Annotated in this window: 12 protein-coding genes, 1 tRNA gene and 1 pseudogene; 3 read left to right on the forward strand and 11 right to left on the reverse strand. The window is 16.2% G+C overall.

The annotated features are described in order from the left end of the window. Positions 1–137: 137 nt before the first annotated feature. Positions 138–1,226 carry a bifunctional 3-deoxy-7-phosphoheptulonate synthase/chorismate mutase type II gene (locus KHQ18_RS00410; protein ID WP_212113181.1) on the reverse strand — a complete coding sequence of 363 codons (1,089 nt, stop codon included), beginning with the start codon at positions 1,224–1,226 and terminating at the stop codon, positions 138–140. 153 nt (positions 1,227–1,379) lie between these two features. On the opposite strand from KHQ18_RS00410, the gene pheS reads away from it, so the two are divergent. Then, a complete protein-coding gene (gene pheS, locus KHQ18_RS00415) occupies positions 1,380–2,405 on the forward strand; it encodes a phenylalanine--tRNA ligase subunit alpha (RefSeq protein ID WP_212113182.1) in 1,026 nt (341 codons plus the stop codon). 5 nt (positions 2,406–2,410) lie between these two features. On the opposite strand, the gene rlmB is transcribed toward pheS, so the two are convergent. The 5 genes from rlmB to KHQ18_RS00440 form a co-directional block, all read right to left on the reverse strand. After that, a complete protein-coding gene (gene rlmB, locus KHQ18_RS00420; RefSeq protein WP_212113183.1) occupies positions 2,411–3,154 on the reverse strand; it encodes a 23S rRNA (guanosine(2251)-2'-O)-methyltransferase RlmB in 744 nt (247 codons plus the stop codon). Next, positions 3,154–3,789 carry an NUDIX domain-containing protein gene (locus KHQ18_RS00425; protein WP_212113184.1) on the reverse strand — a complete coding sequence of 212 codons (636 nt, stop codon included), beginning with the start codon at positions 3,787–3,789 and terminating at the stop codon, positions 3,154–3,156. The genes rlmB and KHQ18_RS00425 overlap by 1 nt, the downstream gene beginning before the upstream one ends. An 88-nt stretch (positions 3,790–3,877) precedes the next feature. Continuing rightward, complete coding sequence (rsmG, locus tag KHQ18_RS00430; RefSeq protein WP_212113185.1) at positions 3,878–4,483, reverse strand: 16S rRNA (guanine(527)-N(7))-methyltransferase RsmG; 606 nt, start codon at positions 4,481–4,483, stop codon at positions 3,878–3,880. Positions 4,484–4,497: 14 nt separating this feature from the next. Continuing rightward, a tRNA-His gene (locus tag KHQ18_RS00435) sits at positions 4,498–4,571 on the reverse strand. 31 nt (positions 4,572–4,602) lie between these two features. Next, a complete protein-coding gene (locus tag KHQ18_RS00440; protein WP_212113186.1) occupies positions 4,603–5,625 on the reverse strand; it encodes a diphosphomevalonate decarboxylase in 1,023 nt (340 codons plus the stop codon). A gap of 131 nt (positions 5,626–5,756) precedes the next feature. On the opposite strand from KHQ18_RS00440, the gene metG reads away from it, so the two are divergent. Next, on the forward strand, positions 5,757–7,418 hold the full coding sequence (gene metG / locus KHQ18_RS00445; RefSeq protein ID WP_212113187.1) for a methionine--tRNA ligase: 1,662 nt from the start codon (positions 5,757–5,759) through the stop codon (positions 7,416–7,418). Here metG and KHQ18_RS00450 read toward each other — a convergent pair. Continuing rightward, a pseudogene (locus KHQ18_RS00450) lies at positions 7,415–10,008 on the reverse strand (ATP-dependent Clp protease ATP-binding subunit). The gene metG and the pseudogene KHQ18_RS00450 overlap by 4 nt on opposite strands. Before the next feature lie 13 nt (positions 10,009–10,021). Further along, a complete protein-coding gene (prfB, locus tag KHQ18_RS00460) occupies positions 10,022–11,116 on the reverse strand; it encodes a peptide chain release factor 2 (protein WP_212113190.1) in 1,095 nt (364 codons plus the stop codon). 297 nt (positions 11,117–11,413) lie between these two features. Here prfB and mtaB point away from each other — a divergent pair, with 297 nt between their 5' ends. Further along, complete coding sequence (mtaB, locus tag KHQ18_RS00465; RefSeq protein WP_212113191.1) at positions 11,414–12,745, forward strand: tRNA (N(6)-L-threonylcarbamoyladenosine(37)-C(2))-methylthiotransferase MtaB; 1,332 nt, start codon at positions 11,414–11,416, stop codon at positions 12,743–12,745. A 168-nt stretch (positions 12,746–12,913) separates the two neighbouring features. Here mtaB and KHQ18_RS00470 read toward each other — a convergent pair whose 3' ends face one another. Genes KHQ18_RS00470 through KHQ18_RS00480 form a run of 3 tightly spaced genes read right to left on the reverse strand, consistent with a single transcriptional unit; the run spans position 12,914 to position 16,003 of the window. After that, positions 12,914–13,369 carry a nucleoside deaminase gene (locus KHQ18_RS00470; RefSeq protein WP_212113192.1) on the reverse strand — a complete coding sequence of 152 codons (456 nt, stop codon included), beginning with the start codon at positions 13,367–13,369 and terminating at the stop codon, positions 12,914–12,916. A gap of 23 nt (positions 13,370–13,392) precedes the next feature. Beyond that, the gene (locus KHQ18_RS00475; RefSeq protein ID WP_212113193.1) at positions 13,393–14,028 is read right to left on the reverse strand and encodes a 50S ribosomal protein L25; all 636 of its coding nucleotides are present in this window, start codon (positions 14,026–14,028) and stop codon (positions 13,393–13,395) included. 28 nt (positions 14,029–14,056) lie between these two features. Then, entirely contained in the window at positions 14,057–16,003 is a 1,947-nt protein-coding gene (locus KHQ18_RS00480; RefSeq protein WP_212113194.1) for a ribonuclease R family protein, read from the reverse strand. Positions 16,004–16,091: the final 88 nt, after the last annotated feature.

Consider the following 16,091-nt stretch of genomic DNA (forward strand, 5'->3'; position numbering starts at 1 on the left):
TATTAAATTATTTATAATTTATTTTATCTTATTAAATATTAATATAAATTATAAATAATAAATATTTTAATAAATATTTTATTATTTTATTATTTAATATTATTTTATTATATAATTATAATTTTATTTTATAATAATTATAATTTTATATTTTTTTGAATAAAAATTGAATTATCATGAATTATTTTATATAATTCATCTATAAATTTTTTAAAATTTTCTGAATAACCTAAAATTTCTTTTAAATCATTAAAATTATTAATAATTTTTTCCCATCTTTTAGATTGAATAATATTAATATTATTTCTTTTTTTAAATTTACCTATATTTTTAGAAACATTACTTCTTTCATATAATAAAGATATTATATTTTCATCTATTTCATCAATTTGATATCTAAATAAATCTAAAATTTTATATTTTTTTTCTTGATTTAATTCTATTTTCAATAATTCAACTATTTCTGAAACTTTTTCTGGAATAATTTGTTGATTAGCATCACTTAAAGCTTTAGAAGGATTACAATGGCTTTCTATCATTAAACCATTAAAACCAAAATCAATAATAGCTTTTTTTGATAATTCATATATATATTTTTTATTTCCAGAAATATGAGAAGGATCACAAATAATAGGAATGTTAGGAAGATTTTTTTTAAATTCTAAAGCTATTTTCCAATAAGGATTATTTCTATATTTTGATTTTCCAAAATTAGAAAAACCTCTATGTATAACACCTATATTATTAATATTTTTATTAATTAATCTTTCTAAAGAACCTATCCATAATTCTAAATCAGGATTAATTGGATTTTTTACTAAAACAATTTTATCAGTACCAGATAAAGATTCTGCTATTTCTTGAACAGTAAATGGATTAACTGTACTTCTTGCTCCTATCCAAAAAATATCTACAACATTATGTTTTAAAGCTATTTCAACATGTTTTGAATTAGCAATTTCAATTGCTATTAAAAATTTAAATTTTTCTTTAACTTTTTTTAACCAATTAAAACCAATTTCTCCAATTCCTTCAAAATTATTTGGCCTTGTTCTAGGTTTCCAAATTCCTGATCTAAATACTTGAACATATTTTTTATCAATTCTTTTTGCAGTTTCTAAAACTTGTTTTTCATTTTCAGCACTACAAGGTCCAGAAATAATTAATAAATTATTAAATTTTTTTATCCAAGATTGTGATTTTGTATATAATAAATTTTTTTTCATAAAAATATTTTAATAATAATTATAATATTTTAATAATAATTATAAATAAAGTTTTAATAATAATTATAATTTTTAATAATAAAAAATATTATAATTTTTAAATTTTGTTAAAAATACTTTAATAAAAATACTTTAATATAATAAATAAAAAATATGATAAATAAAATAATAAAACTAAAAAAAATAATTAAGTATTTATCTTTACATAATAAAGAAGATTTATATTTTTTTAAAATTAAATATTTAGGAAAAAAAGGAATATTAAATTCTTTATTTAAAGATTTTAAAAAAATACATTCTAAATATGAAAAAAAAAAAATAGGAAAAATTTTAAATGAATTAAAAAAAAATATTTTAGAAAAAATTAATAATAATAAAAAAATTAATAAAAGTAATAATACAGATATTAATTTTAATACAGATATTACTTTACCTGGAAAAAAAATTAATTATGGATCTATACATCCAATTTCTATAATAGAAAAAAAAATTTTAAAAATATTTAATAATATAGGATTTAATTTTATTTCAGGACAAGAAATTGAAGATGATTGGCATAATTTTACAGCATTAAATTTTGAAAAAGATCATCCATCTAGAGATATGCAGGATACATTTTTTTTTAAAAAAAATAATTCTTTTTTATTAAGAACTCATACATCTTCAGTTCAAATAAGATATATGAAAAAAAATACACCTCCTATTAGAATTATTTCTTCAGGAAAAGTTTATAGAAATGAAACAATTTCAGCAAAATCAAATTGTATGTTTCATCAAATTGAAGGTCTTTGTGTAGATAAAAAAATTTCATTTTTAGATTTAAAAAAAAATATAGAATATTTTATAAAAAATTTATTTGGTAATAAAAAAATTAGAATAAGACCATCTTATTTTCCATTTACAGAACCTAGTTTAGAAATTGATGTTTTATTAGGAAAAAAAAAAAAAAATCATATAAAAATGACAAAAGGTACTGGATGGTTAGAAATTATGGGTTGTGGTATGGTAGATCCAAATGTTTTAAAAAATGTAAACATAGATCCAAATATTTATTCTGGATATGCTTTTGGTTTAGGAATAGAAAGAATAGCTATTTTATATTATGAAATAGATGATATTCGTATGTTTTTAGAAAATGATTTACGTTTTTTAAAACAATTTAATTTTTTAAATTATTAATTTTTTTATTTTAATCTTTGTTTATAAATTTCATATAAAACAATTCCACAAGTAACAGATACATTTAAAGATAATATTTTATTATTTATAGGAATTCTAATTTTATTATCTGATAATAATAAATAATCATTTAATATACCTTTTTCTTCATTTCCTAATATAATAGCCATTGGACATTTAAAATTTTCTTTATAAAGTAAAGTATTTCCTTTTTCTGTTATAGAAAAAATTTTTATTCCATAATTTTTTAAAAATAAAATAGTTTTTAATAAATTATTTTCTTTACAAATTGGAATGTGAAATATTGCACCGCAAGAACTTTTTACAATTTCTGAATTAATAGATGCAATATTTTTTTTAGGAATTATTATAGAATCTACATTATTACAAACAGATGTTCTAATAATTGCTCCAAAATTTTTTATATCAGTTATACTATCTAAAATTAATAAAAGAGGAATTTTACCTTTTTCATAAATTAAAGGAATTATATTTTCAATTTTATAAAAATTAATATTAGAAATAAAAGCAATAAATCCTTGATGATTTTTTTTTGTAAAGTAATTAATCTTTTTTAAAGAAACAAAAAAAAGTGGAATTTTTTTTTTTTTTGCAAGTAAAATTAATTTATTTTTATTTTTTTTTTTAGAGTAATTTTTATTAATAAATATTTTATAAATTTTTTTTCCAGATTTTATTCCTTCAATAATAGGATGAATTCCATAAATATAAAAAAATTTTTTTTTCATTAATTTTTTTTATTCGTTATAAAATTTTTTTTGTTAGTTATAAAATATAAAATAAATTTTATACTAGGATAAGTTTTTTTAAAAATTTTTTTTATGTTTTTTTTATATATCCAACATATTTTTTCAATATTTTCTTCTTTTTGTGGAATAAATTTATTAAATTTATTTTTCATTATCATTTTATACCATATAACATCTTTTAATATATAATTTTTTTTATTTTTATATAAATAATAAATATTATTAATTTTTTTTATAATTTTAATATTTTTTTTTATTATTCCACATTCTTCTATAATTTCTCTTATAGCTGCTTTTTTTGAAGTTTCATTTTTTTCAATTTTTCCTTTTGGAAAATCCCATTTATTATTTCTATAAATAAATAATATATATTCTTCTTTTTTATCAAAAATAATTCCTCCAGAAGATCTTATAATTTTATAATTTTTAAAAATTAAAAACCATATTTTTTTTATATTTTTATGATATATATTAATAATTTTTTTTTTATAATTCCATAATTCATTAATAATATAATTAATATTAATATGTGAAATATGGTAATAATTATTTTTTATAATTGGATAATTACTAAATAAAATTACACCATTATTTACAAAAATTGGTATAATCATTATATTTAAATTAAATAATATATATTTTTATTTTATAATATTTTTTATAAAATATTTAATATAAATAAATTTTATATTTTATAATAAATTATTTTTTTTTCAAAAAAAAATTAATAGGAAATAAATCGTATATATAAAATACTTTTATATTTTTTTTATTAAAATTTTTTAATTCATTTTTTAAATTTCCTCCTTTAAAAGAAAAAATACCATTTTTAAAAACATTTTTAGATTTTAATATAAATTTATTTTTAACTAATTTAACTAATAAAGGCATTTTCATCACAAATCTATTAATAATAAAATCAAATTTATATTCTATATTTTCAGCTCTTATAGAATAAGCATATACATTTTTTAAATTTAATTCATTTATAATTTCTTTAACAATAGAAATTTTTTTTTTAATAGAATCAATTAAAAAAAAATAACTTTTTTCAAAAAAAATAGATAAAGGAATCCCAGGAAATCCTCCTCCAGTACCTAAATCCATTATTATTGTTTTTGGTACGAATGTAATAATTTTTGCTATACTTAAAGAATGTAAAACATGTATAATATAAAAATTATTTAAAGATTTTTTAGAAATTATATTTATTTTATTATTCCAAAAATTATATATTTCTTTCATTAAAGAAAATTTTTCTATTTGATTTTTTGTTAAATAAGGAAAAAATTCTTTTATTAAATGCATTTATTAAAGTTTTGGGTGGATGACCGGATTCGAACCGGCGACTATCAGAACCACAATCTGATGCTCTAACCTACTGAGCTACATCCACCATATTAAAATTAATAATTTAAATTAAAAAATTAATATGATATTTCATCTTTAATAATTTTTTTACAAAATATTATTAATTCGTTTTTTATAAATAATAAAATTTTTTTTTTTTCTGAATAAGGATATATAACATGAATGTTAGGTCCTGCATCTAATGTAAAATAAATTAATATATTATTTTTTTTTCTAAAATTCCATATTTTATAAATTATTTCTAATGTATTTGGTTTTATTAACATATAATATGGAATAGAACACATCATCATAGCATGTAAATTTAAAGCTTCATATTCAATAATATTTCCAAAATTTTTAAAATCTCCGTTTTCTAAAAATTTAAATAAATTATCTAAATTTTTATTAGATAATAAAAATTTAGTTTTTGAATAAGGATTTTTTTTCATTAAAATATGTCCTTCTGAACTAGATATAATTTTTTTTTTATTATCAATAATTAATATTGTATTTTGTAATTTTTTATATATATTATGTATTTTTTTATTATATGGAATAGCATAATAATTACTGCTATTTTTTATATTTTTTTTTTTACCCCAAATAACAAATCCTGGATAAATAGATCTACAAGCACTTCCAGATCCAATTCTAGATAATAAAGAAACTTTTTTTAAAAAAAAATTAGATTTTTTATAATTAATTCCTTTTATATTATATTCTAATTTTATTATGCATAAACAAATAGAACTAATTAATGAAGAAGAATATGCTAAACCAACTCCATATGGAAAATTAGTTTTTATATAAAAAAATAAATCGAATTTATTTAAATAATTACAATATGGTAAAATATCATTAATAAAACTTTTAATTGTATAATATAAATTATTATTTTTTTCTATTCCTTTTTCAAATACTTTAATAGAAATTTCTTCTTTATAATTTTTTCTTTTTTTATAAAATAATTTTGTTTTTGAATAACATTTCTTTAATCTAAAACTTATAGATGGATTAGAAGGCGTTTGTCTATAATTTTTTCCCCAATATTTTATTAAAGCAATATTAGGATTACTTATTGAAGTTATTAAATCCATACCATATAATTAATATTATTAATATTAAATAATTATAAATATTAAATATTATAAATAAATTAATAAATTAAATAAATATTATAAATAAATTAAATAAATATTATAAATAAATTAAATTTTTTTTTAAAAAAATGAAAAAATATATAATTACTGCTGCATTACCATATGCAAATGGTCCTATTCATATTGGTCATCTTTCTGGTGTTTATATTCCATCTGATATATATTCTAGATATTTAAGATGCATTGATAAAAATGTAGTTTTTATTTGTGGTTCTGATGAAAATGGAGCAGCTATATCTATAAAAGCAAAAAAAGAAAATACTACACCAAAAAAAATTATAAATAAATATCATTCAATTATAAAAAAAAGTTTTTTAAAATTTGGTATTTCTTTTGATAATTATTCTAGAACATCTTCTAAAATTCATCATAAAACTGCTTCTAATTTTTTTAAAAAATTATTAAAAAAAGACATTTTAATTAATGAAAAATCTAAACAATATTATGATGAGTATGCAAAACAATTTTTAGCTGATAGATATATTATAGGTACTTGCCCTTTTTGTAACAATGATAAATCATATGGTGATCAATGTGAAAAATGTGGTAGTTATTTAAATAATAAAGATTTAAAAAATGTAAAATCAATTATTAGTGATAAAAAACCTATTTTAAAAGAAACTAATAATTGGTTTATTAAATTATATAAATATAATAATTTTATAAAAAAATGGTTTTTTTCAAAAAAATGGAAAGATAATGTTTATGGACAAGTAAAATCTTGGATAAAAAAAGGATTAAAAAAAAGATCTATAACAAGAGATTTATATTGGGGAGTTCCTGTACCTAATGAAAAAAATAAAGTTTTATATGTTTGGTTTGAAGCACCTATAGGATATATATCTTCTACAATTGAATGGGCTAAAAAAAATAAAAAAAATTGGAAAGATTATTGGATGGTAGATAATACAGAATTAATTCATTTTATAGGAAAAGATAATATTGTTTTTCATTGTATTTTATTTCCAATTATGTTAAAAGCTCATGGAAATTTTATTATACCAAAAAAAATTATAGCAAATGAATTTATGAATTTAGAAAATAAAAAAATTTCTACATCTAAAAATTGGGCTATTTGGATTAATGATTTTATTAAATATTTTCCTAATAATATTGATTCTTTACGTTATTTTTTAATTATTAATATGCCAGAAAAAAAAGATAGTAATTTTACTTGGAAAAAATTTAAAAAACATAATAATAATGAATTAATAGCAATTTTAGGTAATTTTATATATAGAATTATGATTTTAACAAAAAAAAAATTTAACCAAAAAATTCCTAAACCAAATTTATTAAGAAAAAAAGATTATTATATAATTGATAAAATTAAATTTTTTCAAAAAGAAATTGAAAAAAATATTAAATTATTCAAATTTAAAAATGGAATGAAATTGATTATATATATTGCAAAAATTGGAAATAAATATTTAACTGAGGAAGAACCTTGGAAAAAAGAAAATTATTTAAAAAATATAATATATACTTCTTTTCAAATAATAGGATTAATAACTCATTTATTATATCCTTTTTTACCAAAAACATCTGAAAAATTATATAAATTTCTTAATATAAAAAAAATAAATTGGAAAAAAATAAAAAAAATAAAACATATAATTAAACCTGGACATTTAATAGGTAAACCCTTTTGTTTATTTAAAAAAATAGAAAATAAAGAATTAGAAAAAAAAATTAAAAAAATGAATAAAATTAAAAATGTTAATTTTTAATTTAATTTTTTTCTAAAAATAATTCCTTTTTCTTTAAAATAATCTAATAAAATAATACTATTTTTTTTAATTTCTTCTTTTAAAATTTTTTTAGATAATTTATTTATTATATCATTTTTAATATATCTTTTTATAGGACGTGCTCCAAAATAAGGATTATATCCTTTTTTTGCTAAATATTCAATTGAATCAATTGTATATTTCATTATAATTCCTTTTTTTTCTAAAAAATTTACTAAATTATTTAATTGTAATTTTACAATTTCTTTTATATCTTTTTTATTTAATGGTTTAAATAAAATTATATCATCAATTCTATTTAAAAATTCTGGTTTTAAAAAAGTTTTTAATAAATTAATTAATTTATTTTTTGTATTATTAATAATTATTTTTTCATCTTCAAATTCATTCATTTTATCAAAAAAATTTTGATTAATAATATTAAATCCAATATTAGATGTCATTATAATTATTGTATTTTTAAAATTAACAATTCTTCCTTTATTATCAGTTAATCTTCCATCATCTAATAATTGTAATAAAATATTAAAAATATCTTTATGAGCTTTTTCTATTTCATCTAATAAAATTACAGAATAAGGTTTTCTTCTTACTAATTCTGTTAATTGTCCTCCTTCATCATATCCAATATATCCAGGAGGAGATCCTATAAATTTACTTATTGAATTTTTTTCTTGATATTCACTCATATCTATACGAATAAGATTCTTTTCATTCTCAAATAAATATTCTGATAAAGATTTTGCTAATTCTGTTTTTCCAACACCTGTAGTACCCATAAATAAAAAAGAACCAATTATTTTTTTTTCATCTTGTAATCCAGCTCTAGATATTATTATAGAATCAGATATTGATTTAATTGCTTGTTTTTGTCCAATAACTTTTTTTCCTAATTCATTTTCTAAATTTAATATTTTTTTTTTTTCACTTTTAACCATTTTATTAACAGGAATTCCAGTCCATTTTGACACTATTTCAGCTATGTCATATTTATTTACCTCTTCTTTTATAATATTTTTTACTTTATTTTCATTTATTTTATTTTTTAACATTTTTAATTTATATTCTTCTTCTTTAATTATTCCATATCTTAATTCAGATACTTTACCATATTCTCCTAATATTTCTAATTTATATGATTTAATTTGTAAATCTTCTATTTTTTTCTTTGTTTTTTGTATTTTGTTATATATTTTTTTTTCAAATTTCCATCTTTTATTTAAATCATTTCTTTCCTTTATTTTTTTTAATAATTTTTTTTTTAATGATTTTATTTTATTATATTCAATTTGAATTTCTAATTTAATAATTTCCCTATCTAATTTTTCAATTAATTCTGGTTTATAATTTCTTTCAATTATAATTTTAGAAGCAGCTTCATCAATTAAATCAATGGCTTTATCAGGTAAAAATCTATCTGTAATATATCTATTAGAAAATTCTACAGATGATACAATAGCTTCATCTTTTATTTTAATGTTATGATATTTTTCATATTTTTTTTTTATACCTCTTAAAATATAAATAGAAGAAATAATATCTGGTTCAGAAATGTAAACTTTTTGAAATCTTCTTTCTAAAGCTTTATCTTTTTCGAAAAATTTTTGATATTCATTTAAAGTAGTTGCTCCTATAACTCTTACTTCTCCTTTTGATAAATAAGGTTTAAAAATATTTGATGCATCAATTGATCCTTCCCCACCACCTGCACCTACTAAAGTATGAATTTCATCAATAAATAATATAATTTTTCCTTTTAAAAAAATTATTTCTTGAATAATAGATTTTAATCTATCTTCAAATTCTCCTTTATATCTTGCACCTGCTATTACACTAGATAGTTCTAAAGACAAAATTTGTTTATTTTTCAAGTTTGTTGGTACATCTCCATTTATTATTCTATGTGCTAAACCTTCAGCAATAGCTGTTTTTCCTACTCCTGGTTCTCCTATTAATATTGGATTATTTTTATTTCTTCTAGATAAAATCTGTAAAACTCTTCTAATTTCTGAATTTCTTCCTATAATAGGATCTAAATTACCTTCATTAGCAAGGTGATTAAGATTTTTTGTATATTTTTCCAAAGCATTATAAATATTTTCGTATTTTTGATAAATAATATTTCCATTTATTTTTTTAAAAATATTAATAATTTTTTCTATTTCTTTATAATTAATTTTATATTTATTTTTTAATAAATTAGAAATTTTATTTTCTGTTTTAAACATTGATAAAAATATATGTTCAATTTAAATAAAATTATCATTAATATTTTTTTAATAAATATTTGCGTGTTTTAAAATGCAAATAATTTCATTACTAAGATGTTTATTAATTTTATTAACAAATTTTGGATAACTAAATATTATTTTTTTAATTTCTTCTATAATAACTTTAATTTTTATTTTTTTTTTCTAAAAAAAAAAATAAAATCATCTTTAATTTCTAATAATCCTAAAATTAAATGTCCTATTTCTATATATTGATTTTTATTTTTTTTAGAAATTTTTTTTGCTATTTTAATAGCTTTTTTAGATTTAATAGTAAAATTATTAAAATTTAAATTCATAATTAAAAAAAATTTATTTAAATATTTTTTTTTTGTTTAAATATTTTGTTAAAAAATTATCAATATTTCCATTAAGAAAATATTCTACATTAGATGTTTCCATTCCAGTTCTTAAATCTTTAATTAATTTATATGGATGCATTATATAATTTCTTATTTGTGATCCCCATTCATTTTTTTTCTTTTTTAATTCAATTTCATTTTTTTTTTCATTTTTTTTTTTAATTTCTTTTTCATATAATTTACATTTTAAAATTTTTAAAGCTTTTTCTTTATTTTTTATTTGAGAACGAGATTCTGTATTTTCTACAATAATTCCAGTTTTTTTATGATATAATCTTACTCCTGTTTCTACTTTATTAACATGTTGTCCTCCAGAACCACCTGATCTAAAAGTTTGCCAATAAATATCAGATTGATTAATATTAATTTTAATATTATCATCTATTAAAGGATAAACATATACTGATACAAATGAAGTATGTCTTTTAGAATTATTATCAAAAGGAGAAATACGAACTAATCTATGAATTCCATTTTCTCCTTTTAAAAATCCAAAAACATATTTTCCTTTTATTTCTAAAATAATAGATTTAATTCCTGTAATTTCGCCATAAGTACAATGAATTTTTTTTACTTTATATTTTTTTTTTTCAGCCCACATTAAATACATTCTCATTATAATACTAGCCCAATCACAACTATCAGTTCCTCCAGAACCAGCATTAATTTGAATCATAGCATTCATTTCATCTTCTTTTTGTAAGAAAAGATTTTTTTCTTCAATATAAGAAATTTTTTTTTTAAATTTATTTAAATAATATTTTATTTCTTTTTCTGATATTGTTTTTTCATTACAAAAATGAAGTAAAATATTTAAATCTTCAATATAAGATATAATATATTCATATTCTTTAATTTTTTTTTTCTTTTTTTTTAAATTTATTAAAAATTTTTTATATTTTTTTTTATTATTCCAAAAAGATGATAATAAAAGTTTTTCTTCATATAAAAAAACTTTTTTTTTTTCTTTATCAAAATTAAAATTTTTATAAATTAAATTATAACGTTTAATTATTTTTTTAATTTCATTTTTTATATTTTTCATATTTAATTAAAATTAATTAAAATAATAATTATTTGTATATTTGTATTTTTTGTAAAAATGTATTTTTGTAGTGTTGTAGTTATGTATTTGTAATAAATGAATAAATGTTTGTTTATTTAGGTTATTTATATATATGGATGGATTAACATTATATATAACATGCATATATATGGACTACATATAATATTTACTACATATAATAATCATACATAAAATAATATAATAATAAAAATGTTCATTTATATTAATTAATTGTTATTTATAACTGTTTATATTATATATTTTATTTTTAATAAAATGAAAAAACTAAAAAAAATATTAAAATTTTCTTCTTATACATTAGGGTGTAAATTAAATTTTTCTGAAACATCTACTATAATAAGAAAAGTATCTAAATTAAAAAATTTTAAAAAAGTTGATTTTAATAAATTTTCTGATTTATGTATAATAAATACATGTTCTGTTACAGAAAAACCTGAAAAAGAATTAATTAAAATAATTAATTCTTTAAAAAAAAAAAATTCTAAAATTTTTATTATTGTTATTGGTTGTTATGCTCAACTTCAACCAAAAAAAATATCTAAAATAAAAGAAGTAGATTTAATTTTAGGTAATAAAGAAAAATTTTATTTAGATAATTATATTAATAATTTTTTTTTAAAAAAAAAAAAAATTAATAAAAAATTTTTTTGTGACAAATATGAGTTTAAAAAATATGAAAATTCTTATTCTATAAATGATAGAACTAGATCTTTTTTAAAAATTCAAGATGGATGTAATTATAAATGTAGTTATTGTACTATTCCATTTGCTAGAGGCCTTTCTAGATCAGATAAAATTGAAAATGTTATTAATAATATTAAAAAAATAGTAAAAAATGGAGTTAAAGAAATTGTGCTAACAGGAATTAATATAGGAGATTATAATTACGTTGAAAATAAAATTAAATATAATTTTTTAGACTTAATAAATAAAATAGAAAATATTAAAGAAATAGTAAGGATAAGAGTTTCTTCTATTGAACCTAATTTATTTAGTGATGAAATAATTAATTTTTTTCATAAAAGTAAAAAATTTGTTCAACATTTTCATATTCCTTTACAATCTGGTAGTGATGAGATTCTTAAAAAAATGCAAAGAAGATATTTAAGCAAATTTTATTTTAAAAAAATAGAAAAAATAAAAAAATTGATGCCAAATTCATGTATTGGTGCTGATGTTATAGTAGGATTTCCAGGAGAAACAAAAGAAAATTTTTTAGAAACATATAATTTTATTAAAAATTTACCAATATCTTATTTACATGTTTTTTCTTTTTCTTACAGAAAAAAAACTAAAGCAGAAAAATTATATAATAATAATGTTAATAATGTTTTAGAAAAATATAAAAAAGAAAGAAGAAAAATGTTACAAATACTTTCAGAAAAAAAAAAAAGATTTTTTTATGAAAAACAATTAAATAAAATGCATAATGTTTTATTTGAAAAAGAAAATAAAAAAGGATGGATATATGGTTATACTGAAAATTTTATTAGAGTAAAAAGTATATGGAAAAAAGAAAAAGTTAATAAAATAAAATATAATATTAAATTAAATAAAATAGATAAAGATGGTATTATGATATTATAATAAATAAAATATTAATTATGTATATATATATAAATAAATTATATATATATAAATAAATTATATATGTATGTATATATAAATAAAAATTAAAATTATATTTTATTTATTAATTTTATCATAATAATATTTATTAATTTTATCATAATAATTAATTAAATTAATTATTTTTTATTTATTAATTATTTTATTATTAATTCTTTTATTTTTAAAAAATAAGTTAATTAAAGAAGTACATTTTTTTTCTAAAACACCTGATACAAAATTAATACTAAATTTTTTTTCTAATCCAAAATTAGAAAATCCATTTTTACTTTTTGAACCAAAAACTATTTTTTTTATTTTAGACAATACAATAGCCCCAAAACACATAATACAAGGTTCTAATGTTACAAAAACTATACAATTATTTAAATATTTATCATTTAAATATATAGATGCTTTATTTATTGCTTTAATTTCCGCATGTGCAGTACAATCATTTAATGTTTGTGTTAAATTATGTGCTTTTGATAAAATTTTTTTTTTATATAAAATAATTGAACCTATTGGAATTTCATTTTTTTTAAAAGCATATTTAGCTTCTTTTAAAGCTATATTCATCCATTTTTTATAATATTCATCCATTTTTTTAAAATTTTTAATAATTTTTAAGAAGTTGATTTATCTAAATTTTCTTCTTCTTTTAATTTTTCTTCTTGTTTCTTATATAAAGTAACAGATAAAATTGCAAGGTTATATGGATGTAATATTTTATATTCTTTTTTATTATAAATAATATCTTTAACTAAAAAACTATCTCCAATATCTAAATTAGATATATCTATTTTTATTGATTTAGGCATTTTTTTTGGAATAGATTCAATTCTTAATTTTTTTATAGTAAAATTAATTTTTCCTCCTTTAATAACTCCTATAGATTTTCCAATTATTTTTATTGGAATATCCAATATTATATTTTTTTTATAATCTATCTCATAAAAATCAATATGAATAATTTTATCTGAAACAGGATGATATTGAATTTCTTTTATAATAACATCAAAATTTTTTTTTAAAATATTTTTTGAATCAATTGAATCAATAAGTTCAATATTTATAAAAAAATTTTTTTTTTTAAAATTTATAATTATTTTATGAATTTCTTTAATAGATAAATAAAAAATTATATTTTTATTTTTTACACCATATAAAACACAAGGAATTTTATTTTTTTTTCTAATATAATTAGAATAATATTTTCCTTTTTTATTTCTAATTTTTCCTATTAAATTAATAATTTCCATTTTTATTAAATATTTTTAAATTTTTTAATTAATAATTTTTAATATTTTTAACAATTTTTAATTCTATATCTTTTTTTTGTAAATTAACTTTAATTAATTTTACATATACTTTTTTTCCAATAAAAAATTTTTTATTTTTATAAATTTTAACAAATCCATCAATTTTTAAAAATAATAATTCTACATAAACATATCTATCAGTTATCCATGAAATAATTCCTTTAAAAATATTTCCAATAAATTTTGATAAATAAATAATTTGTATAGACTTAATATAATTCCTTTCTGCTTCTAATAAAATTTTTTCTTTATTACTACAATGATTACTTTTTTTTTCATATCTAATTAAAGATTCTGATTTTTTATTCATAATAAATTTTTCTAATAATCTATGTGCTATAATATCTGGATATCTTCTAATTGGAGAAGTAAAATGTGTATAATAGGAAAAAGATAATCCATAATGACCAATATTTTCTGTAGAATATTTTGCTTTAGTCATCATTCTCATTAACAAATTATCTATTATATTTTTTTCTTTTTTTTTTTTAGAAATTTTTAATAAATTATTTATTTCTTTTTTATCAAATTTATTTATTTTATAACCTAATAATTTAATAAAACTTTTTACTTCTTTTATTTTTTTTAAACATGGTTTATCATGAATTCTATATATGTATGTAAAATTAGATGGTTTTCCATTTTTATTTAAACTAACAAATTCAGAAATTTTTTTATTAGTCAGTAACATAAATTCTTCTATTAAAAAATTAGAATTTTTTGAATCTTCTAATTTAATTTTTTTTGGATAATTTTTTTTATCTAAAAAAATTTTTAAATCATATGTATTCATAAGAATAGATCCATTTATTAATCTTTTTAATTTTAATTTTTTAGATAAATGATATAAAATTAATATTTCTTTACAAAAAGGACCTTTCTTTTTTTTTAAAATTTCTTGAACTTCTTCATAATTAAATCTTTTATCTGAACGAATAATAGTTTTTCCTATCCAAAAATCTAATATTTCTGCTTTTTTATTCATTTTAAAAATAACAGAAAAACTTAATCTTTCTTCATTAGGTACTAAAGAACAAAGGTTATTAGATAATTTTTCAGGTAACATTGGAATTACATCATTTACTAAATAAAGAGATGCTCCTCTTTTATATGCTTCTTTATCAATATAAGTACCTTCTTTAACATAATGAGTTACATCAGATATATGAATTCCTATTTCAAAAATATCATCATTAATTTCTTTTATTGAAATAGCATCATCAAAATCTTTAGCATTAAATGGATCTATAGTAATAGTTTTTACATATCTCATATCTTTTCTTTTAAAAATTTCTTTTTTATCAATTTTTATAGGAATTTTTTTTAATTCTTTTATTACTTTTTTAGAAAAAAAATTATTAATTTTATATTCTTCTATTATTGAATTTTTTTCTGTAATAGGATTTCCAGTTTTTCCTAAATTTTTTAAAATTTTTCCAATTGGATTAGATAAATTTTTTTTCCAATTTAATATTTTAATAAGAACTTTATCTTTAAAAGATATTTTTATTTTTTTATTAGATTTAGATATTATTATATGTATATCAACATGAAATTCATTTGTATTTACAATAATTTTATTTTTATTTATTTTTTTAACTATTCCAATTATATTATTATTTTTTTTTCTTTTAATTATTTTTTTTATTATTCCTATAATTTTATTATTTTCAATTTTTTTTATTTTAACAATTACTTCATCTCCATTTAAAGAATTTTTAGTATTTACTTTTGGAATAAAAATTTTTTTATAATTATTATTATTATTAATAAATACAAAACCATGTCCAAATTTGTTAATTTTAATTATTCCTTTTAATTTTTTTTTACTATTTTTACTAATTAATTGTTTTTTACTTTTTTTTAATTTTTTTTTAATTTTTTTTTTACTTTGTTTTTTACTAAAAAAATACATTTTTAATTAATTTTTAAAAATTTTTAAATTTAAAATTGTATAAAAATTTTAAAATTTATTAAAAATAATAAAATATAAAATTTATTAA

The sequence above is a fragment of the Candidatus Shikimatogenerans silvanidophilus genome (genome assembly GCF_018200315.1).
GTDB classification, from domain to species: Bacteria; Bacteroidota; Bacteroidia; order Flavobacteriales; family Blattabacteriaceae; genus Shikimatogenerans_A; species Shikimatogenerans_A silvanidophilus.

Coding starts and splice junctions, on each gene's coding strand:
- KHQ18_RS00410 (WP_212113181.1), bottom strand. CDS start 1,226: ATGAAAAAAAATTTATTATATACAAAATCACAATCTTGGATAAAAAAA.
- pheS (WP_212113182.1), top strand. CDS start 1,380: ATGATAAATAAAATAATAAAACTAAAAAAAATAATTAAGTATTTATCT.
- rlmB (WP_212113183.1), bottom strand. CDS start 3,154: ATGAAAAAAAAATTTTTTTATATTTATGGAATTCATCCTATTATTGAA.
- KHQ18_RS00425 (WP_212113184.1), bottom strand. CDS start 3,789: ATGATTATACCAATTTTTGTAAATAATGGTGTAATTTTATTTAGTAAT.
- rsmG (WP_212113185.1), bottom strand. CDS start 4,483: ATGCATTTAATAAAAGAATTTTTTCCTTATTTAACAAAAAATCAAATA.
- KHQ18_RS00440 (WP_212113186.1), bottom strand. CDS start 5,625: ATGGATTTAATAACTTCAATAAGTAATCCTAATATTGCTTTAATAAAA.
- metG (WP_212113187.1), top strand. CDS start 5,757: ATGAAAAAATATATAATTACTGCTGCATTACCATATGCAAATGGTCCT.
- prfB (WP_212113190.1), bottom strand. CDS start 11,116: ATGAAAAATATAAAAAATGAAATTAAAAAAATAATTAAACGTTATAAT.
- mtaB (WP_212113191.1), top strand. CDS start 11,414: ATGAAAAAACTAAAAAAAATATTAAAATTTTCTTCTTATACATTAGGG.
- KHQ18_RS00470 (WP_212113192.1), bottom strand. CDS start 13,369: ATGGATGAATATTATAAAAAATGGATGAATATAGCTTTAAAAGAAGCT.
- KHQ18_RS00475 (WP_212113193.1), bottom strand. CDS start 14,028: ATGGAAATTATTAATTTAATAGGAAAAATTAGAAATAAAAAAGGAAAA.
- KHQ18_RS00480 (WP_212113194.1), bottom strand. CDS start 16,003: ATGTATTTTTTTAGTAAAAAACAAAGTAAAAAAAAAATTAAAAAAAAA.